Annotated in this window: 21 protein-coding genes; 15 read left to right on the top strand and 6 right to left on the bottom strand. The window is 71.3% G+C overall.

All coding sequences use genetic code 11. The features are described 5' to 3' along the window. Window positions 1-36 precede the first annotated feature (36 nt). From OG381_RS08370 to OG381_RS08350, 5 genes are all read left to right on the top strand, one after another. A complete protein-coding gene (locus tag OG381_RS08370; protein WP_327715485.1) occupies window positions 37-786 on the top strand; it encodes an SDR family NAD(P)-dependent oxidoreductase in 750 nt (249 codons plus the stop codon). Then, window positions 783-1,853 (top strand): threonine aldolase family protein, encoded by a 1,071-nt coding sequence (locus tag OG381_RS08365; RefSeq protein ID WP_327715484.1) that lies wholly within the window; start codon window positions 783-785, stop codon window positions 1,851-1,853. Before OG381_RS08370 ends, OG381_RS08365 begins: the two co-directional genes overlap by 4 nt. Before the next feature lie 83 nt (window positions 1,854-1,936). Then, window positions 1,937-2,530, top strand: a complete 594-nt coding sequence (locus OG381_RS08360) for a transglutaminase-like domain-containing protein (RefSeq protein ID WP_327715483.1) — start codon at window positions 1,937-1,939, stop codon at window positions 2,528-2,530. Window positions 2,531-2,538: 8 nt separating this feature from the next. Then, the gene (locus tag OG381_RS08355; RefSeq protein WP_327715482.1) at window positions 2,539-3,243 is read left to right on the top strand and encodes a B3/B4 domain-containing protein; all 705 of its coding nucleotides are present in this window, start codon (window positions 2,539-2,541) and stop codon (window positions 3,241-3,243) included. Window positions 3,244-3,287: 44 nt separating this feature from the next. Further along, entirely contained in the window at window positions 3,288-4,463 is a 1,176-nt protein-coding gene (locus OG381_RS08350) for a hypothetical protein (RefSeq protein WP_327715481.1), read from the top strand. A 6-nt stretch (window positions 4,464-4,469) separates the two neighbouring features. On the opposite strand, the gene OG381_RS08345 is transcribed toward OG381_RS08350, so the two are convergent. The 3 genes from OG381_RS08345 to OG381_RS08335 form a co-directional block, all read right to left on the bottom strand. Continuing rightward, window positions 4,470-5,492 (bottom strand): hypothetical protein, encoded by a 1,023-nt coding sequence (locus tag OG381_RS08345; protein ID WP_327715480.1) that lies wholly within the window; start codon window positions 5,490-5,492, stop codon window positions 4,470-4,472. 119 nt (window positions 5,493-5,611) lie between these two features. Continuing rightward, window positions 5,612-6,340 (bottom strand): lysophospholipid acyltransferase family protein, encoded by a 729-nt coding sequence (locus OG381_RS08340; RefSeq protein WP_327715479.1) that lies wholly within the window; start codon window positions 6,338-6,340, stop codon window positions 5,612-5,614. A 191-nt stretch (window positions 6,341-6,531) separates the two neighbouring features. Continuing rightward, entirely contained in the window at window positions 6,532-6,945 is a 414-nt protein-coding gene (locus OG381_RS08335; RefSeq protein WP_327715478.1) for a DUF4395 domain-containing protein, read from the bottom strand. A gap of 76 nt (window positions 6,946-7,021) precedes the next feature. Between OG381_RS08335 and OG381_RS08330 the strand changes: the two genes are divergently transcribed. The 4 genes from OG381_RS08330 to OG381_RS08315 all read left to right on the top strand — a co-directional run bounded on the left by OG381_RS08330 (window position 7,022) and on the right by OG381_RS08315 (window position 10,174). Next, a complete protein-coding gene (locus tag OG381_RS08330; protein ID WP_327715477.1) occupies window positions 7,022-7,435 on the top strand; it encodes a TlpA family protein disulfide reductase in 414 nt (137 codons plus the stop codon). A 208-nt stretch (window positions 7,436-7,643) separates the two neighbouring features. Further along, window positions 7,644-8,153 (top strand): flavin reductase family protein, encoded by a 510-nt coding sequence (locus tag OG381_RS08325; RefSeq protein ID WP_327715476.1) that lies wholly within the window; start codon window positions 7,644-7,646, stop codon window positions 8,151-8,153. Between the two features lie 214 nt (window positions 8,154-8,367). Then, entirely contained in the window at window positions 8,368-9,156 is a 789-nt protein-coding gene (locus OG381_RS08320; RefSeq protein ID WP_327715475.1) for an electron transfer flavoprotein subunit beta/FixA family protein, read from the top strand. A 55-nt stretch (window positions 9,157-9,211) separates the two neighbouring features. Next, window positions 9,212-10,174: an electron transfer flavoprotein subunit alpha/FixB family protein gene (locus OG381_RS08315; RefSeq protein ID WP_327715474.1), complete on the top strand. Its 963-nt coding sequence runs from the start codon at window positions 9,212-9,214 to the stop codon at window positions 10,172-10,174. Window positions 10,175-10,236: 62 nt separating this feature from the next. Here OG381_RS08315 and OG381_RS08310 read toward each other — a convergent pair whose 3' ends face one another. Then, window positions 10,237-11,100 (bottom strand): endonuclease/exonuclease/phosphatase family protein, encoded by an 864-nt coding sequence (locus OG381_RS08310; RefSeq protein WP_443061883.1) that lies wholly within the window; start codon window positions 11,098-11,100, stop codon window positions 10,237-10,239. Window positions 11,101-11,303: 203 nt separating this feature from the next. Here OG381_RS08310 and OG381_RS08305 point away from each other — a divergent pair, with 203 nt between their 5' ends. From OG381_RS08305 to OG381_RS08295, 3 genes are all read left to right on the top strand, one after another. Beyond that, window positions 11,304-12,599, top strand: a complete 1,296-nt coding sequence (locus tag OG381_RS08305; protein ID WP_327715472.1) for a DUF6986 family protein — start codon at window positions 11,304-11,306, stop codon at window positions 12,597-12,599. A gap of 18 nt (window positions 12,600-12,617) precedes the next feature. Beyond that, window positions 12,618-12,869: a DUF7660 family protein gene (locus tag OG381_RS08300; protein ID WP_327715471.1), complete on the top strand. Its 252-nt coding sequence runs from the start codon at window positions 12,618-12,620 to the stop codon at window positions 12,867-12,869. Between the two features lie 78 nt (window positions 12,870-12,947). Beyond that, a complete protein-coding gene (locus OG381_RS08295) occupies window positions 12,948-14,735 on the top strand; it encodes a serine/threonine-protein kinase (RefSeq protein ID WP_327715470.1) in 1,788 nt (595 codons plus the stop codon). Here the strand turns inward: OG381_RS08295 and OG381_RS08290 are convergent. Both OG381_RS08290 and OG381_RS08285 read right to left on the bottom strand, forming a co-directional pair. Beyond that, window positions 14,681-15,418, bottom strand: a complete 738-nt coding sequence (locus OG381_RS08290) for a hypothetical protein (protein WP_327715469.1) — start codon at window positions 15,416-15,418, stop codon at window positions 14,681-14,683. The genes OG381_RS08295 and OG381_RS08290 overlap by 55 nt on opposite strands. Window positions 15,419-16,373: 955 nt before the next feature. After that, entirely contained in the window at window positions 16,374-17,423 is a 1,050-nt protein-coding gene (locus OG381_RS08285; protein ID WP_327715468.1) for a LacI family DNA-binding transcriptional regulator, read from the bottom strand. A 194-nt stretch (window positions 17,424-17,617) separates the two neighbouring features. Here OG381_RS08285 and OG381_RS08280 point away from each other — a divergent pair, with 194 nt between their 5' ends. From OG381_RS08280 to OG381_RS08270, 3 genes are all read left to right on the top strand, one after another. Then, entirely contained in the window at window positions 17,618-18,565 is a 948-nt protein-coding gene (locus tag OG381_RS08280; RefSeq protein WP_327715467.1) for an ROK family protein, read from the top strand. A gap of 321 nt (window positions 18,566-18,886) precedes the next feature. Then, window positions 18,887-20,191, top strand: a complete 1,305-nt coding sequence (locus OG381_RS08275) for a hypothetical protein (RefSeq protein WP_327715466.1) — start codon at window positions 18,887-18,889, stop codon at window positions 20,189-20,191. Window positions 20,192-20,200: 9 nt separating this feature from the next. Further along, window positions 20,201-20,797: a HEAT repeat domain-containing protein gene (locus OG381_RS08270; RefSeq protein ID WP_327715465.1), complete on the top strand. Its 597-nt coding sequence runs from the start codon at window positions 20,201-20,203 to the stop codon at window positions 20,795-20,797. Window positions 20,798-20,887 lie beyond the last annotated feature (90 nt).

The following is a 20,887-nucleotide window of genomic DNA, read 5'->3' as shown; positions in this document are numbered from 1 at the left end:
GAGAACACTGCACGGCAAGCTCAGGAGGCGAAGAACATGGCGGGGAACGGAGCTCTCAGCGGTGCGGTGATCGCGGTGGCCGGCGCGGGCGGTCCCGCGGGCCGCGCGACACTGCTGCGCCTCGCCGAGGCCGGGGCGACGGTCGTCGGCGCCGACAACGACCCCGAGCGCCTCGCGGAGGCCGTGGACGCGGCCCGCTACAGCGCCGGTGGCGCCACGGTCACCGGTGAGCCGGTCGACCTGCTGGACCTGGAGTCCACCCGTGACTGGGCCACGCGCATCGAGAAGGACTTCGGCGGTGTCGACGGTGTGGTCCACCTCGTCGGCGGCTGGCGCGGCAGCGAGACCTTCATCAAGACGAGCCTGGACGACTGGGACTTCCTGGAGCTGCTGCTCATCCGCACCGTGCAGCACACCTCCCTCGCCTTCTCCGAGGCGCTCCAGCGCAGCGACCGCGGCCGCTACGTCCTGATCAGCGCCGCGGGCGCCACCAAGCCCTCCGCGGGCAACGCCGCCTACGCCGCCGCCAAGGCGGCCGCCGAGGCCTGGACGCTCGCCATGGCCGACTTCTTCCGCAAGGCGGGGGCCGGTGAGGAGCTCACCTCGGCCGCCACCATCCTGGTGGTGAAGGCGTTGGTGCACGAAGCGATGCGCGCCGAGCGACCCAACGCGAAGTTCGCGGGCTTCACGGACGTCAAGGACCTCGCGGGGGCCATCGCCGACGTCTGGGAGAAGTCCGCCGGGGAAGTGAACGGAAACCGTCTGTGGCTCACCGAGAAGCCGTGAACCCTCCCAGGACCGACGCCCGTCGGCACCACGACCCGGACAGCCGGGGCTTCGCCAGCGACAACTACGCCGGCGCCCACCCGGAGGTGCTCGCCGCCCTGGCCCTGGCCAACGGCGGGCACCAGGTCGCCTACGGCGAGGACGACTACACCGAGAACCTCCAGACGATCGTCCGCAGCCACTTCGGCGCCACTGCCGAGGCGTTCCCCGTCTTCAACGGCACCGGCGCCAACGTCGTCGCCCTCCAGGCGGTCACCGACCGCTGGGGCGCGGTGATCTGTGCGGAGAGCGCGCACATCAACGTGGACGAGGGCGGCGCCCCCGAGCGCATGGGCGGCCTCAAGCTGCTCACGGTGCCCACGCCGGACGGCAAGCTCACGCCCGAGCTGATCGACCGGCAGGCGTACGGCTGGGACGACGAGCACCGCGCGATGCCGCAGGTCGTCTCGATCACCCAGAGCACGGAGCTGGGCACCCTCTACACACCGGACGAGATCCGCGCCATCTGCGACCACGCCCACGCGCACGGTATGAAGGTGCACCTGGACGGCTCCCGCATAGCCAACGCGGCCGCCTCCCTGGACGTCCCAATGCGGACGTTCACCAACGCGGTCGGCGTCGACATCCTCTCGCTCGGCGGGACCAAGAACGGCGCGCTGTTCGGCGAGGCCGTCGTGGTCATCAACCAGGACGCCGTCAGCCACATGAAGCATCTGCGCAAGCTGTCCATGCAGCTCGCCTCCAAGATGCGCTTCGTGTCGGTCCAGCTGGAGGCGCTGCTCGCCAAGGACCTGTGGCTGCGCAACGCCCGCCACTCCAACGAGATGGCCCAGCGGCTCGCGGAGGGTGTCCGTGCCGTGCACGGCGTGGAGATCCTCTACCCGGTGCAGGCCAACGGCGTGTTCGCCAAGCTCCCGCACGACGTGAGCGTGCGCCTGCAGAAGCGGTTCCGGTTCTACTTCTGGGACGAGACGGCGGGCGTGGTGCGCTGGATGTGCGCCTTCGACACGACCGAGGAGGACGTGGACGCGTTCGTCGCGGCCCTGAAGGAGGAGATGGCGTACTAGCGGCCTCTCGCGTCATGCATAGATATGCGGTCACCTGAAAAAGCATTGACTCTCGGGTGATCGCATTCCTATGCTCTGCGGTCATGGAGCTGATCCAGAACACCCCTGACCTGTCCGCGTATTTGGCTGCCGACGAGGTCATCGACCATGACCATCCACGGGTGCGCGAGACGGCCGCGCGCCTCGCCGCGGAAGCCGCGGACTCGTATGCCTATGCGCAGCTCGCCTTCGAGTTCGTGCGCGACGCCATCCCCCACTCGCAGGATTCCGGCGACCCGCGCGTCACCTGGCGGGCCTCCGATGTGCTCGAACAGGGCACCGGCATCTGCTACGCCAAGGCTCATGCGCTGACCGCGCTGCTGCGGGCCGAGGACATCCCGACCGCGCTCTGCTATCAGCGGCTGGCGGACGACGACGGGGGCGGACATGTCGTGCACGGCCTGGTCGCGCTCCGGTTCAACGGGGCCTGGCACCGGCAGGACCCCCGCGGCAACAAACCGGGGGTGGACGCCCGGTTCTCCCTCGAAGGCGAGCGGCTGGCGTGGATTCCGGACCCACAGTCCAATGAGGTGGACTATCCGGTGCTGTACGCTGAACCGCATCCCACCGTGTTGAGTGTCCTGCGGGCCGCCCCCGACCGGCCCTCCCTGTGGAAGACGCTCCCCACCGCACTCTGAGGCAGCCGATGACCTTCTCCCTGACCGTGTCCGACGAGGTACGCGCGCTCGCGCCCGGCTTCACGCACGTCGCCGTCGAGGCGCACGGCCTCGCCAACGGACCGAGCACCGAAGCGAGTTCGGCGCTGCTCGACGACGCCGCCCGCCGTCTCGCCGTACGCCTGGACGGGCGGCCCCCGCACGAGGACCCGCACATGGCCGCCTGGCGCGAGGCCTACACGGCGTTCGGCTCGAAGCCGTCGCGCACCCGCAACTCGGCGGAGGCGCTGGCCAAGCGGGCTCTGGCGGACGGCGGGCTGCCCCGGATCAACCTGCTCGTCGACCTCTACAACGCCATCAGCGTCGCCCATCTGATCCCGGTCGGCGGCGAGGACATCGACCGCATCGAGGGCGGGATGCGCCTGGTGCGGGCGACCGGCGACGAGGACTTCGTGACCGTCGCCGGCGGCGAGGAGGTCGTCGAACACCCCGACGCCGGCGAGGTGGTCTGGCGCGACGAGCGGGGCGTGACCTGCCGGCGCTGGAACTGGCGCCAGGGACCGCGAACCCGGCTCACCGAGGCGACCGTCTCCGGGATCTTCCTGCTCGAGAGCCTCGCCCCGATGCCGGTCCCCGAGGTGGAGGCGGCGGCCGCCGAACTCGCCGAGCTGCTGGAGAAGTTCAGCCCCGGGGCGCGTATCGAGGTGCATGACGCCGACCCGGTGCGCGGCTGATCCGTCGCAGTCGTTAATCTCCCGGCATGCGTGATGGGGGAGCAGTGGACGACAGTACGAGCGTGGACGCGGAGCAGCCGGCAGGACCTCTCGCCCGGCTGAGAAGGCACTGGCTGCTCACCTCGGCCGTGGCGCTGGCCGTGCTGGCGGCGGCCACGGCCGTGCCGGTCGTCCTCGCCGACTCCGGTGACGAGCCCCCGTGCCAGGAGATCCCCGCCTCGACCCGCGCGCTCGCGAAGGACCCGGCGGCCGCCACCCGCGCCCTCGACCCGGGCGACGAACTGACCCTGTTCGGCGCCGTGCGTGACCTCCTGGTGCACGAGAACCCGTGCGGGGACGGCGCCAAGGTGCTCGGCCAGGTCGTCGACGCGGCCACCCGCGCCCCGGCCGGCGGCAAGCCCCACACGCTCGCCCAGGCCCGCGCCGCCTACGCGGTCGTGGCCGCCTTCGACGACAAGGAGGTGCCCGCCGGGATGGCGCCCGGCCTGGCCCGCCTGCTCGCCGAGTACATCGTGGACGCGAACCGCTACCTCAGCTCCGACGACGAGTCCTACACCCCCGCCGCCGACGCCACGTCGGCCGCCCCGGACGACACCGGCTGGACGCAGTACGGCCGCTTCCTCGCCCCCGGTGAGGCACACGCCGACTTCGAGCACGCCCAGCCGTATTCCCCCGTACGCGCCGACCCGGAAGCCCTGATGGCCGAACTGGCCGAGGACCCCGAGGCGTTCGCGATCCTCTACGACGCCCAGCGCGCCTACCTCGCGTACTACCTCGAACGCCTCACCCGGGCGGGCACGGACCCCGACTACCACCCGGAGCCGGACAAGGACGGGACACCCCAGTCCGCCGACACCTGGGTCGACATCGACCTGGAACACCTCGCCGACCGCGTCGGCACGCTGATGAACCTCCGGGCGCGCTACACCAGGGAGGGCACCATCCCCGACCTCGCGGCCTTCGACACAGCCGTACGGCAGCAGACGCGCGGCGCCTACCGGGCGGCCGCGCGGCAGTTGAGTAGTCGGCCGCCGGTGGGGGACATCGCCGAGCGGCCCGTCTCCGGTCCGGTCGCAGGGGACCTGATGGACGGGCGGCACCAGATGTTCACCATGCTGGACGCCTGGACGAAGGCGCGGAACGTGCCGCGGGAACGCGCGGCGGACATGCGGCAGTTGATCGACGACCGGTACGTCAGGGCGCTCTGGATGACGTTCTGAGCGGACTCAGCCGCCGAGCCGCAGACCGGTGCAACCCCGCTGCCGCACCTGCTCGCGGGCGAAGGCCGCGAGCAGCTTCCGCTGGTCGGCCTCGTCGACCCCGGGAGCGTCCTTGGCGGCGCTGAGGGCGAAGTTGGCCGCCTCGCCGTCGCAGCGGGCCGTCGCCGTAAGGGCCGCGGGCAGGCGGCCGTCCTCGGCGACCAGACGGCCGCTCCAGTCGCCGTACCAGGCGGCGAACATCAACTGGGGCCGCATGTCGCCGGAGTCGGCGTCCCGCGCGTACAGATCGCAGCGTCCCACCGGACCCGCGTCGTTCATCAGCGACGCGACCTGCCACTGGGACGTCTTGAGCAGACCCGACTTGAGGGCCCAGCCGCAGGCGGTGTCCGCGGACCTGTCCAGAGGCACCGTCCGCGGGTCCTTCTCCGGATCCACCGGCGCGGCGTCGCCGCCGGGCGACTTCAACGGCTCGGCGCCGCAACCCAGCCGCTCGGACGCGGAGTTGGTGAGGGCCACGGCCGTCTCGTAGGCGGCGGGCGTGCCCCACAGGGTGTCCCGGCCCAGCCGGGTGCGCACCAGCAGCCTGGGTCGCCGGCCCTCGTCGTCCTTCTCGAGGGCCGGACAGGGCACCAGGAGCTGGAGGTCGCCGAACTTGTCGATGAAGCCCGGCATTCCGTCCGGCATCGGCGCCATGGTGTCGAACCCCGTCTCCGGGAAGACCGTCATCAACTCCCGGTCCACGTCGTCCCGTCGGGTGTACGCCTCCATCCTCAGCAGGCGGTCGCTGCGCAGTTCGTCGCCCTCGAAGTCGAGGGAGCAACCGTAGTCGCCGAGTTCCGGATGGGAGGCGCTCGTCGCGTCCTTGAAGTGTGAGCCGTCGCGCCCGAGTTCGCGCACCGCGTCCACGGGCAGCGCCCCGTCGCAGGCCGTGCGCAGCAGCCACCAGTCGTTGACATACGGAGTGGCGACCCAGCCGCCGATCCCCACAACGACCGCAGCCGTGACCGACACCTTGACCCAACGCCGCATGCACAGCCCCCGTAGCGAACCCCGGACATCCGACTTCCGGTTACCGCACGGACTCTATCGGGCCCTACCGCGCGCCGAAGAGGCGCGGGGCTGTGCCGGTACACGGCTCCGCCGCGCTCTCAGCGGGCTTCCGCCGCCTTGACTTCCTCGGGCGTCGGCGCGGTCCCACCGAGGTGCGCCGGCATCCACCAGGTGTCGTCGGCGTCCTTCGGCCGCACCGGATAGGCGCGCTGCGCTGCCTCCAGCATCTCCTGGACGCGCTCGCGCAGCTGACGGGTGATCGCGCCCGCGTACTTGTCCTTGGACGCCTCGATCGCCTCGCCCACCCGGATCGTGATCGGGATGTGGCTGCGCTTGAAGTTCTTGGGGTGGCCCTTGGTCCACAGCCGCTGCGTGCCCCACACCGCCATCGGGATCAGCGGGACGCCCGCCTCCTGGGCCATGCGCGCGGCACCGGACTTGAAGGACTTCAGGGTGAACGACGGCGAGATCGTGGCTTCCGGGAAGACCCCGACGATCTCGCCGGAGCGCAGCGAATCCAGCGCGTGCTGGTACGCGGTCTCACCCTGCTTGCGGTCCACGGGGATGTGCTTCATCCCGCGCATCAGCGGTCCGGAGATCTTGTGCCGGAAGACGGACTCCTTCGCCATGAAGCGCACGAGTCGTTTCTGCGGGAGCGCCGCGAGGCCGTCGAAGATGAAGTCCAGGTAGCTGATGTGGTTGCTCACCAGCACGGCGCCGCCCGTGCGCGGGATGTTCTCCGAACCCTGGCAATCGATCTTGAGGTCCCACGCCTTGAACAGCGTGCGCGCGAGGCCGATAGCGGGTCGATAGACAAGCTCTGCCATGGACGGGGTGGACCCTTCCTTCTCTGCTGGGAAAGACGGTTCCCGGCGGGAAAGTTACGGCGCCGTAGGTTTACGGCATCTCGCAGATCGTGCCCCAAGAACGGACCGGGGGCCAGTCCTCGTGCCCGTGAACGGCGAGATCCTTGTCACGTCGCCTGCTTGATCCACCTCGTGCTTTTACGCCGCCTTTACTATGCGCGTACCGTCGCCCGCCGTACGAGTAGGTACATCTCGCAGCCGAGGCAGTACCCGAACGCGGAGTTGAGAAACGCGGCCGCGAGCGCCGCACCGGTCGCGGCGAGTCCCAGCCACGTCGGTCCGAGCGCGTAACCGACGAGCCCCACGACGGCGAACGCGAGCCCGACGGCCTGAGCGAACCGTGGCGGCTGAGGCGCCTCGAACTCGGTCGGCGGGCCGATCCGGGGCCGTACGGCCTTGCGGAACAGCCAGCCGTACGGCGAGCGGGCCACTCCGCCCGCCGCGCCCAGCGCGAACGCCAGGGTCTGCCAGGCCAGGAGCCACACGTTGCCGGTGATCAGTACGACCGCCAGTACTAGGGTCGTCACGGCCGCCCCGAAGCGCGGTCCCCTCACGTCGATGTCCATGAATCAAGCATTCCGCATGGGGAACGGTCAGCGGCGCCGGGAATCTTTGCAGTCTCGTGAACGCTGGAGCTGGGTGATGGCCGGAGTTGTGGTGTGTGTGATGGTGCTCGTCGCCGCGAGCGCCTACGGAGTGCTGCACAAGCGGCGGAGCGGGAGAGTACGCGTGCGCGGGCGTGACGACGGCAAGCGGCTCGGCGCGGCCGAACTGGGCGGGGAGTTGGGGGAGCGCGCCACGCTCGTGCAGTTCTCCAGCGCCTTCTGCGCGCCCTGCCGTGCCACCAAGCGGATCCTGGGCGAGGTGGTCGAGATGGTGCCCGGAGTCGCCCACATCGAGATCGACGCCGAGGCGCATCTGGACCTCGTACGCGAACTCGACATCCTCAAGACGCCGACCGTGCTCGTGCTGGACGCCGACGGCCGTGTGGTGCGGCGGGCCAGCGGGCAGCCGCGCAAGGCGGACGTCATCGCGGCGCTGGGGGAGGCGGTTTGACCCGGCTCACGCGGACGGTGAGGCATCTCCCATATGCCGGGACGTACTTGACTGTGCGCACCACCTATCGTCAGCCTGACCGTATGCCTTCGGAACTCCTTCTCTTCGGGCGGGTCCACGTCGACCTCGCCCGCACGGCGAGCGCGCGCTGTCCGGGTTGTTGAGCACCCACGGACCCTCTCGCCCCTCCTTGCCGAAGGATCACTCGATGACGGCCTCGCCGGAACTCCGTACCCCTCAGCTCGCCTCCGCCGACCTCCTGCGCTCCGTCTTCCGGCGGCACGCGGCGGGGGTCGCCGTGATCACCGCCGGTGGTGAGGCAGGCCCGGTCGGCTTCACCGCCACCTCCCTCACCTCGGTCTCCGTCGAGCCCCCGCTGCTCTCCTTCGGGATCGGTGTCGGCGCCTCCAGCTGGCCGGCGATATCCGAGGCCGACCATGTCGGCGTGCACATACTCGGCGAGCACCAGCAGGAGCTGGCCGCCACCTTCGCCCGCAGCGGCGCCGACCGCTTCGGCGCGCCGACCGCCTGGCGGGAGGGTCCCGAAGGCGTTCCCGTCCTCGACGACGTGCTGGCCTGGCTGGTGTGCCGGGTCGTCGCGCGGGTGCCCGCCGGGGACCATCGCATCGTCCTGGCCGAGGTGCTTCTCGGCGATCCGGCCGGTGCCGGCCGTCCGCTCGTCTACCACCAGGGCCGGTTCGGCGGGCTGCGCGACTGACGCCCACTTCTGCGAAGCGGTCGAGTTCCGATTACGCTGCGTTGCGAAGGTCACAGTTCAAAGCGCTTGCTTAGCGGGAACGAACTGGGTGTACTGACGAGTAATATTTCGTTCGGAGCGCGGGTCGCCCCGAACGGGATCGGCCGCTTGGGGCGCCTATGCTGCCTGCAAGTAGGCAGCAGAGAAATGTCGACGCAGCAGTAGGAGAGCCGGCGTGAGCTTGAGGATCGTTGTCACCGTGAAGTACGTGCCCGACGCCACCGGCGACCGGCACTTCGCCGATGACCTGACCGTCGACCGTGACGACGTGGACGGTCTGCTCTCCGAGCTGGACGAGTACGCGGTCGAGCAGGCGCTGCAGATCTCGGAGAACTCCGACGACGACGTCGAGGTCACCGTCCTGACGGTCGGTCCGGAGGACGCCAAGGACGCGCTGCGCAAGGCGCTGTCCATGGGCGCCGACAAGGCCGTCCACATCGAGGACGACGACCTGCACGGCACCGACGCGATCGGCACCTCGCTGGTGCTGGCCAAGGCGATCGAGAAGGCCGGCTACGACCTGGTGATCTCCGGTATGGCCTCCACCGACGGCACCATGGGAGTCGTCCCGGCGCTGGTCGCCGAGCGACTCGGTGTCCCGCAGGTCACGCTGCTGTCCGAGGTCTCCGTCGAGGACGGGATCGTGAAGGGCCGCCGTGACGGTGACTCCGCCACCGAGCAGCTGGAGGCGTCGCTGCCGGCGGTCGTGTCGGTCACCGACCAGTCGGGCGAGGCGCGTTACCCGTCCTTCAAGGGCATCATGGCCGCCAAGAAGAAGCCGGTTCAGTCCTGGGACCTGTCCGACCTCGACATCGAGGCCGAAGAGGTCGGTCTCGAGGGCGCCTGGACCAAGGTCGACTCCGCGGCGCAGCGCCCGGCGCGTACCGCGGGCACGATCGTCAAGGACGAGGGCGAGGGCGGCAAGCAGCTCGCCGAGTACCTCGCGGGCCAGAAGTTCATCTAAGGCTCACCCCCCTTACCGCCCCTGAAGACTTCGCAATTCGCAGGAGAGCATTCCCATGGCTGAAGTTCTCGTCTACGTCGATCACGTGGACGGCGCCGTCCGCAAGCCCACCCTGGAGCTGCTGACGCTCGCCCGCCGTATCGGCGAGCCGGTCGCCGTCGCGCTGGGTGCCGGCGCCGCCGACACCGCCGCCGCGCTCGCCGAGCACGGCGCCGTCAAGGTCCTCACCCACGAGGCCGCCGAGTACGCCGACTACCTGGTCGTCCCGAAGGTGGACGCCCTCCAGGCCGCGTACGAGGCCGTCTCCCCGGCCGCCGTACTGGTGCCGTCGTCCGCGGAGGGCAAGGAGATCGCCGCCCGTCTCGCGCTGCGGATCGGCTCCGGCATCATCACCGACGCCGTCGACCTGGAAGCCGGTGACGAGGGCCCGGTCGCCACCCAGTCGGTGTTCGCCGCGTCCTTCTCCACCAAGACCCGCGTCGCCAAGGGCACCCCGGTCATCACCGTCAAGCCGAACTCCGCCGCCGTGGAGGCCGCCCCGGCCGCCGGCACCGTCGAGGCGCTGTCGGTGTCCTTCGGCGCGCTGGCCACCGGCACCAAGGTCACCGCGCGCACCCCGCGCGAGTCGACCGGGCGTCCGGAGCTGACCGAGGCCGCGATCGTGGTCTCCGGCGGCCGCGGGGTCAACGGCGCGGAGAACTTCGCGCTGATCGAGTCCCTGGCCGACTCCCTCGGCGCGGCCGTGGGCGCCTCGCGTGCCGCGGTGGACGCGGGCTGGTACCCGCACACCAACCAGGTCGGCCAGACCGGCAAGAGTGTCTCCCCGCAGCTGTACATCGCCTCCGGTATCTCCGGCGCGATCCAGCACCGGGCCGGTATGCAGACCTCCAAGACGATCGTGGCGATCAACAAGGACGCCGAGGCCCCGATCTTCGACCTCGTCGACTACGGCGTCGTCGGCGACCTCTTCGACGTCGTCCCCGCCCTCACCGAGGAGATCAACACCCGCAAGGGCTGATCGCACTCAGGCGTGACGAGGCCCCCGTGACCGCTCTCCGAGCGGGCCGCGGGGGCCTCCTCTCATGCCAGGGTGAGCGAGGCCTGCACCGGCAGATGATCGCTCGGGAACTGCCCGCCTCGCGCGAAGGTGTTGATCCAGGCGCGGTGGACGGTGGCGCCGGACGTCGCGAGGATCCAGTCGATCCGCTCGCCGCCCGGAGTGAGCGGCTTGTAGCCGTGGAAGGTCGCGTACAGCTCACCGCGCTCGGCCGCGGCGTCCCAGGTGTCGACGAGCCCGGCGGCCAGGAGCGTGTCGTAGGCCTGGTTGTTCCCGGCCGCCGCGTTGAAGTCGCCGGTCACGACGACCGGGGAGGAGCGGGCGAGTTCCGCGATCCGCTCGGCGACGAACGACGCGGAACGCTCACGCGCGTACTGGCTCACATGGTCGAAGTGGGTGTTGAGGACGTGGAACTGGCGCCCGCCACGGGCGCGTTCACGGAAGCGGACCCAGGTGACGATCCGGGGGAGGGCGGCTCCCCAGGTGTTCGAGCCGATGGTCCTGGGGGTGTCGGAGAGCCAGTAGGTGTCGTGCTCGACAGGGGACAGTCGGCGGGTGTCGTAGAAGATCGCCGTGGACTCGTCGTGGCTGCCGCCCTCGCGGCCGGTGCCGATCCAGTCGTAGTGCGGGCCGAGGTCGGTGTGAATGTCCCGCAGTTGCTGGTAGAGACCCTCCTGGGTGCCGATGAGCGTGGGGGACTCGCGGCGCAACAGCTCGCGCATCACCGGGCGGCGGGCGGCCCAGCTGTGGGGCTCGGAGGTGCTCGCGAAGCGCAGATTGAACGACATGACCTCCATCCGGCGGTTGCCCGACCTGGCGACGGAGGCGGGCATCGAGGCCATCAGCGGCACGGCGACCGCCGCGGCCACCACGGTTCTCAGACCCATGCGGCGCGTCATCCTGTTGGTGTGCGACATGTAATCCCCTCCCGACGGGTCAGGATGAATGCCCGGACCCGAGTGCGAAAGAGGGCGTCTGGAATGACGGGGGTGACTCATGCTGCGGACGGGTGTTGACCGGCAGGAACTCCACGGATAACTTCGTTCTACGGATTGTTGATTCCGTAGAGCGGAAAACAGGAGGGTATGGCATGGGTCAGGGCCAGCAGGAGCAGGTGGCGACGAGCCTCGCGGGTGCCGTCAGCGAGGAGATCAGCGCCTCCCTCGCGCCGGTCGACGCCGAGCTGGAGCGCCGCTACCCCGGTGACCCCGGCACCCGTCAGCCCGTCCACACCGTCTACGTCCCAGGCGACGCCTTCGCCGCCGACACCCTGCGCTCCTGGGGCGACCAAGCCCTCGCCGCCCTCGACGAACACGCCCCGGACGCGGCGTCCTTCGCCGCCGTACTGGGCCTGTCCGAGGAGCTCGCCGAGCCGGTGTACTCCCGGGTGCGCGCCAAGCTGGAGCGCGAGCCCATCGAGGACCTGCGGGTGGACTTCGAGGACGGCTACCAGGGCAAGGACGAGGACCAGGACGCGGCCCGTGCCGCCCGCCTGATCGCCGAGGCGTACCGCAACGGCACCGCGGCCCCGTACATGGGCATCCGCATGAAGTGCATGGAGACGGCGGTACGCGACCGCGGCATCCGCACCCTGGACATCTTCCTCACCGGCCTGATGGAAGCCGGCGGTCTGCCCGAGGGGCTCGTCCTCACGCTGCCGAAGGTGACCTACGCCGAGCAGGTCACCGCCATGGTGCGCCTCATCGAGGAGTTCGAGAAGGCGCGCGGCCTCGAGCCCGGCCGGATCGGCTTCGAGATCCAGATCGAGACCAGCCAGTCCATCCTCGCCACCGACGGCACCGCCACGGTCGCCCGGATGATCCAGGCCGCCGAGGGCCGCGCCACCGGTCTGCACTACGGCACCTTCGACTACAGCGCCTGCCTCGGCGTCTCCGCCGCCTACCAGGCCAGCGACCACCCGGCCGCCGACCATGCCAAGGCGATCATGCAGGTCGCGGCCGCGGGCACCGGCGTACGCGTCTGCGACGGCTCCACGAACGTCCTGCCGGTCGGCCCGACCGCGAAGGTCCACGACGCCTGGCGCCTGCACTACGGCCTCACCCGCCGCGCCCTGTCGCGCGCCTACTACCAGGGCTGGGACATGCACCCCGGCCACATCCCGACCCGGTACGCCGCCGTCTTCGCCTTCTACCGCGAGGGCTTCGAGCAGGCCGCCGCCCGTCTCGCCCGCTACGCCAACCACACCGGCGGCGACGTCATGGACGAGCCCGCCACCGCCAAGGCCCTCGGCGGCTATCTGCTGCGCGGCCTGGACTGCGGCGCCCTCGACATCGCCGAGGTCGCCCGCCTGACCGGCCTGACCAGGACCGACCTGGAGCGCTTCGCGGCACCCCGGCGCGGGGACCTGACGATCTCCGGCCAGTAGGGACCGTAGATTGCGGCCATGGCGCTCGCACCCGATGACGAGATACGCACCCGCGAGGAACTGGCCGCGTTCGTCCGCGCACTGCACGAGGAGTGCCTCCGGCGCGGTGACGAGTGGGAGAACCGCACCCTCGACACCTTCCTGGAGGCGCTCTCGGCGTGGATCGACTCCGCGCCGGGCTGGTACCAAAACGTCGGCGAGGACCTCCCCGCCGGGGGCGACTGGACCTTCCTGGCCCGGGCGTTGCGGGCGGCGACCGCCTACGAGTGACGGGCGGCGCCCGAGGAGCCGTGAGTGACGGATTAGTCTGGGCGACACGCACGGACGGGTCACAGGAACGGGGCAGCGGTGTCATCGGGGGAGAACGGACGGACGGACGAGACCGGCCGAGTGCTGGCCGGGCGCTATCGCGTCGTGGCGCAGCTCGGCCGGGGCGGCATGGGCGTGGTCTGGCGGGCCGTCGACGAGGTCCTCGGCCGTGAGGTCGCCGTCAAGGAACTGCGCACCTACAACGACTCCGAGGGCCCCGAGCTCGCCGGCCTGCGGCTGCGGATGCAGCGCGAGGCCCGCGCCGCCGCCCGGGTGCGGCATCCCGGTGTCGTCGCCGTCCACGACGTGACCGAGGTCGACGGCCGCCCGCTGATCGTCATGGAGCTGGTGGACGGACCCTCCCTGGACGACGTCCTGCGCGAGCGCGGCACCCTCGATCCGGCCGAGGCGGCCAAGATCGGCGCCGAGGTCATGGACGCGCTGGCGGCCGCCCACCGCGTCGGCGTCCTGCACCGGGACGTGAAGCCCGGCAACATCCTGCTCGACCGGTCGGGGCGCGTCGTCCTCACCGACTTCGGCATCGCGACGATGGAGGACCCGGGCGACGGCTCCGCCACCCACCTCACCCACAGCGGCGAACTCGTCGGCTCCCTCGACTACCTGGCGCCCGAACGTGCCCAGGGCGCCGACCCCGGCCCGGCCTCCGACATCTGGGCCCTGGGCGCCACGCTGTACGCCACGGTGGAGGGCTCCTCGCCCTTCCGTCGTACATCCACCTTCTCCACCCTCACCGCGATCGTCACCGAGCCGCTCCCGGAACCCGCCCGCGCGGGAGCGCTCGGACCCGTGCTCCGGCGGCTGATGGACAAGCGGCCCGAGGGCCGCCCGGAGGCGGAGGAGGCGCGGGAGCTGCTGCGGGCGGTCGCGGACGCGGGCGGCACGGATGCACCGACGACGACCCTGCGGGGCACGGCGGGGGCGACGTCGGCGCAGACGGAGCGCGGAGTGCCGTCGGTGCCGCCGGGATTCGGGCCGGTGATGCCCCTCGCTCCGGCGGGACAGGGCTTCGCGACGGGTGGACCGGGCTCGGAGGGCTTCGGCCCTCCCGGCCAGGGCGTCCCCGCCCCGCAGGGCTACGGTGCTCCCGGCCATGCGGGACCGCCGGACCCGGCCGTCACCGGACCCGTGGACACCGCTCGGTCCTCCCGCCGCAGGGGCCGCGTGCTTCTCTCCGCCGCGGCCGTCACCGTCGTTCTGGCATCGGCCGGCGTCACCGTCGCCCTGCTGAACAACGGCGGCGACAAGGCGACCGGCGCGCGACCCACGGCGACCGCCACCGGCGTCGGAGTCACCTCCTCGGCGAGCGGCCGTGGCGGTGCCGTCCGCACGGACGACCCCAAGCCCACCGGGCAGGAGGCCGAGAGGACCCCGAAGGCGACCGGGACACCGGACCGCACGACCGAGAGCACCCCCACGGGCCGGGCCGCCACGCCCTCCCCGACGAAGACCTCGGGCGGCGGCGACGGCGGGACCTCGGGCGGCGACGGCGGCGCGACGGGCGGCGGTGACGCGACGCCCCCCGCCCCGGCCTGCTCCTCCATCGGCGGCGGCAAGTACAACTGCACGGTCTGGAAGACCGCCGCCTCCTACACCGCCTCCGGCACCGAGGTCGGCATCCTCAAAGCGGGCACCAACTACTTCTACTGCCAGCAGAATTTGGGCCGCCGCGAGACAGACGGTGAGTGGACCAACGTCTGGTGGGCCAGGACCGACGACGACAGCGGCAACACGAACGTCTACGTCAGCGACGTCTACATCAAGGGCGGCGACAACGACGAACCGGTGCCGGGACTCCCCGTCTGCTGAGCCCGCACGTGGCGCTCCAGGCCGGACGAGGTGACCAGCTTCTCCTCCTTGAACAGCCGCGTGCCCTGCCGGCACAGTTCCCGGTCGGCCCGTGCCCGGGCGCAGAACTCCTCGGGCGTGACCCCGAACAGCTCCCTCAACCGGGCGGAGCCGACGAGGAGTTCGGTGAGCAGCGCCCGCTGGCCCGGGTGGGCGCGGGGGACGCCGGTGCCGTCGTGGAGGACGCCGTGGCGATTGACGTACACGTACACGCCCGGGAGCCGCGTGCCGTCCACCAGCTCGGTCCGGACCTCGGGGGAGGGCAGCCACACGCGCTGGTAGTTGCCGTTCGGCAGCGGTACCCCCTCGCTCGCGTCGACCACCGCCAACTGCTCCGCGTCGAGCCAGGTCACGAACAACTCCCGTACGGCAGCGGGTGCGTCGACCGGCGAGGCGGACACATAGCCCAGCAGGCTCACATGCGCGGAGACGCCGACGTCGATGCCCGTGACACGGGTCCGCACCATCGGGATGGGGGAGGTGATCCCGTACTCGGCCATCTTGTGGCGCAGTTGGGCCGGACTGGCGTTGGAGCCGACCGCGAGCACGGGGACGCGGTCCTCGTACAGCAGCCGGTCCAGGGGCAGGAGACGGCCCCCGTCCAACAGCCCCGAGTCGGCCGGCCAGGCCCCCGGATAGAGCAACGGATGATCACGCGGCGCCTCGGCCAGCCCCAGAGCCTCCAGGGTGCGACTGTCCGGGGCGGGTCCGGAATCCCGTACGCCGCGCCAGCGACCGGCCGCGACCGAAGACGGCCGCGAGAGGGAACCCGGTCGTGATGGACCGCTCTCGTGTCCGTCCAGGACCGGCTGAGGCCGCCGTGGATCGCTTGGCGACACATTGGGCGGTGCACCCGCCTGCGGCAGGCGGCGCGTGTTTGCGCCCGAGGCGGGAGAGGGCTGCTGTGGTTCGCCTTCCGGTGCCTCGGCTGCCGGGCCCGGTTGTGACGGGCCGTCCGCGTGTTCGTTCGGGGTCGGCTGGGGCTGTCGTGGATTGGCTGGTGTCGCCTTGGGTGGTGAACCTGTCTGCGGCAGGTCGCGTGTGTTTCCACGCGAGGCGGGAGAGGGCCGCCGTGGTCCGCCTTCCGGTGCCTCGGCTGCCGGGCCCGGTTGTGACGGGCCGCCCGCGTGCTCGTCCAGGGTCGGCTGGGGCTGTCGTGGATTGGCTGGTGTCGCCTTGGGTGGTGAACCCGTCTGCGGCAGGTCGCGCGTGTTTCCACGCGAGGCGGGAGAGGGCCGCCGTGGTCCGCCTTCCGGTGCCTCGGCTGCCGGGCCCGGTTGTGACGGGCCGCCCGCGTGCTCGTCCAGGGTCGGCTGGGGCTGTCGTGGATTGGCTGGTGTCGCCTTGGGCGGTGAACCCGTCTGTGGCAGGCCGCGTGCGTTTGCGCCCGAGGCGGGGGAGGCCTGCCGTGGTTCGCCTTCCGACGCCTCGGACGCCAGCCCCGGCTGTGACGGACAGCTCGCGTGTCCGTCCAAGGCCGGCTGGGCCTGCCGTGGTTCGCCTTCCGATGCTTCGGCTGCCGGACCCGGGTGTGGCGGACCGTCCGGGACCTGTTCGGGCTGAGGGGATGCCTCGCGGGCGCGTTGCTCCACCGGCCGCTCAGTCCGCCGGCGGCAGTTCGCCTGAGCCGCGGGTGATCAGGCGGGTGGGTAGTTCGATGCGTTCCGGGACGAGCAGGGTGCCGTCGAGCTGGCGGAAGAGGCGTTCGGCGGCGGTGCGGCCGAGGGCCGCCGCGTCCTGGGCCACGACGGTGACGCCCGGCTGGAGCAGGTCGGCGAGCTCGATGTCGTCGAAGCCGACCAGGGCGACGCGGCGCGGATGTTCGGCGAGGACGCGGATCACGGTGACCGTCACCCGGTTGTTGCCCGCGAAGACCGCGGTGACCGGCGTCGGTCCGGAGAGCATCTGCTCGGCCGCCCGGCGCACCCGCTCGGGGTCCGTGACGCCGAGGGACATCCAGGCGTCCTCGACCGGTATGCCCGCGTCCTCCATGGCGGCCCGGTAGCCGCGCAGCCGCTCGGCGGCGGTGTGGATGCGGGGCATGTCGCCGATGAAGCCGATCCGGCGGTGCCCGTGGGCGATGAGGTGGGCGACGCCGTCGCGGGCGCCGCCGAAGTTGTCGGAGAGGACGACGTCGGCGTCGATCTGTCCGGCCGGACGGTCCACGAACACCGTGGCGACGCCCGCCTTCAGCTCGGGCTCCAGATACCGGTGGTCGTCCCCGGCCGGGATGACCACCAGCCCGTCCACGCGCCGCGCGCAGAGCGCCAGGACCAACTCCTGCTCCCGGTCCGGGTCCTCCGCGCTGGAGCCGTTGATCAGCAGGGCGCCGTGGGCGCGGGCCACTTCCTCGACGGAACGGCTCAGCGGACCGTAGAAGGGGTCCGCGAGGTCCTCCAGGACCAGTCCGATGCTGGCGGTGCTGCCCTTGCGCAGCACCCGCGCGCTGTCGTTGCGGCGGAAGCCGAGCGCGTCGATGGCCTCCTGGACCCGGCGCTCGGTCTCCGGTGTGACGCCCGGTTCACCGTTGACCACACGGGAGACCGTCTTGAGCCCGACCCCGGCGCGCGCGGCCACGTCCTTCATCGTCGGACGGTTGCCGTAACGCGAGGTGGAGAGACGGTCTGCGCGGCGGGTGGAGTCGGGCACGATGCGGCGTCCTGTTCCTGTCGTCCGAGAAAGGTGCGGCGTCCATGATTTTGTATGAGGATGTGGCGTCGAGCATAGAGCCTGGACAACGTTGTCAGATGCAGGGGACACTGTCCACCGCAATCTCCGGTTCCGTGCCCCCACCCCGGGATCGGCCCACACCTGCTCATGGTTGACCGGGAGATCACACACTGATGCACACCGACCTCGTGGCCGCGCTCGACATCGGCGGCACCAAGATCGCCGGAGCGCTGGTCGACGACCAGGGCCGGATCCTGGTGCGAGCCCAGCGCGCCACGCCCGCCAAGGAGGACGGCGAGACCGTGATGGGGGCCGTCGAGGAGGTGCTCGGTGAGCTCACCGCGTCGCCGCTGTGGGGAAGCGTCTCCGCCCTCGGCATCGGCAGCGCGGGACCCGTGGACGCCTCCGCGGGCACCGTGAGTCCGGTGAACGTGCCGGGCTGGCGCGACTATCCGCTGGTCCGGCGGGTCCGGGAGGCGACCGGCGGACTGCCCGTCGAGCTGATCGGCGACGGTGTGGCGATCACCGCGGCCGAGCACTGGCAGGGCGCGGCGCGCGGCCACGACAACGCGCTGTGCATGGTCGTCTCGACGGGCGTCGGCGGCGGTCTGGTCCTGGGCGGGCGTCTGCACCCGGGTCCGACGGGCAACGCCGGTCACATCGGCCACATCAGCGTGGACATCGACGGTGACCCGTGCGCGTGCGGTTCGCGCGGCTGTGTGGAGCGCATCGCCAGCGGCCCGAACATCGCCCGCCGGGCCGTCGAGAACGGCTGGCGTCCAGGCCCCGACGGCGACACCTCCGCGGCGGCGGTGGCCTCCGCCGCCCGGGCCGGCGACCCGGTCGCCGTGGCGTCCTTCGAGCGGGCCGCGCAGGCCCTCGCCGCCGGTATCGCCGCCACCGCGACTCTCGTCGAGATCGACATCGCGGTGATCGGCGGCGGTGTCGGCAAGGCGGGCGACGTTCTCTTCACGCCGCTGCGCAAGGCCCTGACCGAGTACGCCACCTTGTCCTTCGTGCAGCGTCTGGTGGTCACGCCGGCCCAGATGGGCACCGACGCGGGTCTGGTGGGTGCGGCGGCGGCCGCGCTCGCGAAGCGCGCGGACGTGGCTCCGGTCTGACCGGTCCTCGGCAGGAACGTTCACTCGGCGGCTGGACCTGACGGACGGCCGTCGGGTCCAGCCGCCGAGCGCGTTCAACAGGCCGCCGGTTGCCCGGTTTCGGCCAACATCCAGTTCCGGTTGGGCCGTTGTGTGCCTGCGGCAGGGAGCCGGTGGCACACCCCGCGCCCTCCTGTGGGTATCCCTGGCATATCCCGGTTTCCCACAGAACATGGCTGATCACCCTGTTTATGGCCCGATTTCCTGCTTAGCCGCCGTAAGCCGGGCGAGTAGCGTCATGGGCCTTCCGCGAAAGCGTTCCGCGGCTGAAGGGGGAATGCCATGACGTGGCTGGGCTGGGAGAGTCTCGGGGGCACGCTGACGAGCGGCCCCGGTGTGTCGTCCTGGACCTCGGGGCGGCTGGACACGTTCGTGCGCGGGACGGACTCCGCGCTGTGGCACAAGTGGTATCAGAACGGCTGGTCGAACTGGGAGAGCCTCGGGGGCATCCTCACCTCGGAGCCCGCGGCGGCCTCCTGGGGGAACGGCCGTATCGATGTCTTCGCGCGGGGGACGGACTCCGCGCTGTGGCACAAGTGGTTCCAGAACGGCTGGTCGGGCTGGGAGAGTCTGGGCGGTGTCCTCACCTCCGGGCCCACGGTGGCGAGTTGGGCGTCCGGGCGGCTCGACGTCTTCGTCCGGGGGACGGACTCCGCGCTGTGGCACAAGTGGTTCCAGAACGGCTGGTCCGGCTGGGAGAGTCTGGGCGGTGTCCTCACCAGTGCGCCCGCGGCGGTCTCCTGGGGCAATGGCCGTATCGACGTCTTCGGCGCCGGCACCGACGCGGCCCTGTGGCACAAGTGGTTCCAGAACGGCTGGTCGAACTGGGAGAACCTGGGCGGCGTCCTCACCTCCGCCCCGGCGGTGGCGAGTTGGGCGTCCGGGCGGCTCGACGTCTTCGTGGCGGGCACCGACTCGGCGATGTGGCACAAGTGGTTCCAGAACGGCTGGTCCGGCTGGGAGAGCCTCGGCGGTGTGCTGACCAGCGCGCCCGCGGCCGTCTCGTGGGGGCCGAACCGGATCGACACGTTCGTCGCCGGCACCGACAGCGCGATGTGGCACAAGTGGTGGACCCAGGTCCCGACCGTGCGGCTGCACGCCAAGGTCCTCACCACTCCGAACGTGTCCGTCGCCGATGCCGTGGCGCGCATGAGGGAGGTGTACGCGACCGCGGGTGTCGCCGTAGAACTGGCGTCGACCGAGAGCCTGAACCTGCCGGCCCTCAACGACATCGACGTCGGGCAGTGCGTGAGCGGACAGACGACGGCCGAGCAGAACCAGCTCTTCGCCCATCGCGACAACGCGGGCCCCAACGACGTCGTCGCCTATTTCGTACGGTCGACGGTTCCGCCGTTCAACGGCTGCGCGGCCCACCCCGCCGACCGCCCGGGTGCCGTCGTGGCCCAGGGCGCGACACAGTGGACACTGGGCCATGAGATCGGGCACGTCCTGGGCCTGCGGCACGTGAACGACAACAATCGCCTGATGACGGGCAACGGGACGGCCAACATCACGAACCCGCCGCCCGACCTGGTCTCGGACGAGGTGAAGACCATGCTCGACAGTCCTCGGACCCAGGACATCTAGGAGGCTTCGGTGAGCGTATCGATGCGTGATGTGCGCAAAGTCCTCGATCCCGAGGAGCCGGACTACACGGCCGCCGCCCGGCTGGGCACCGACAGCCTGCCCCATCTGCGCAGGCTGGTCGCGGGCGACGACCCGCTGCTCGCGGCCAAGGCGGCCTACGCGGCCGGGCAGCTGGCGGGCGACACCGGGCAGGACGTGGTGACCACGGCCGCCCGCAGCGAGGACCCGACGCTGCGCGTGGCGGCGGCCAGTGCCGCGGCGAGTCTGCCGCCGGAGTCCGCCGCCGCGGTCCTCTCCGACCTGGTCGCGGACGACGACCCCGGCGTGCGCAAGGTGGCTCTGGCAGCCGTCCCGGCGGACCCGCCGCCGGAGCTGGCCGACCGTATTCAGCAGGCCTCCCTCGCCCCGCAGGCGGCGCCGGCCGAGCCCGTGCCGAACGGTGAGCAGCCGCTGGGCACGATGCCCGGAGAGCGGGCCGACAGCGGGCTGATGCCCGGTGAGGGCCCCACGACCGGCCTGATGCCCGGCGAGGGACCGGGCGCCGACCGGGGCATGGGGGACTCCGGCATTCAGCCGAAGCCGGGAAAGATGCCCGGCGAGGAGTGAGATCCGGCAGAGCACGGGTGTCCGGGCCAGGCGTCACCGCGCGCCGGGCCCGGGCCCTGTCTGTCCTACGTCCGCCGGCCGCTTTCGTCG

It is taken from the genome of Streptomyces sp. NBC_00490 (genome assembly GCF_036013645.1).
Lineage (GTDB): Bacteria > Actinomycetota > Actinomycetes > Streptomycetales > Streptomycetaceae > Streptomyces > Streptomyces canus_F.
The sequence above is the reverse complement of the archived record's forward strand: the minus strand, read 5'-3'. Positions and strand labels throughout refer to the sequence as shown.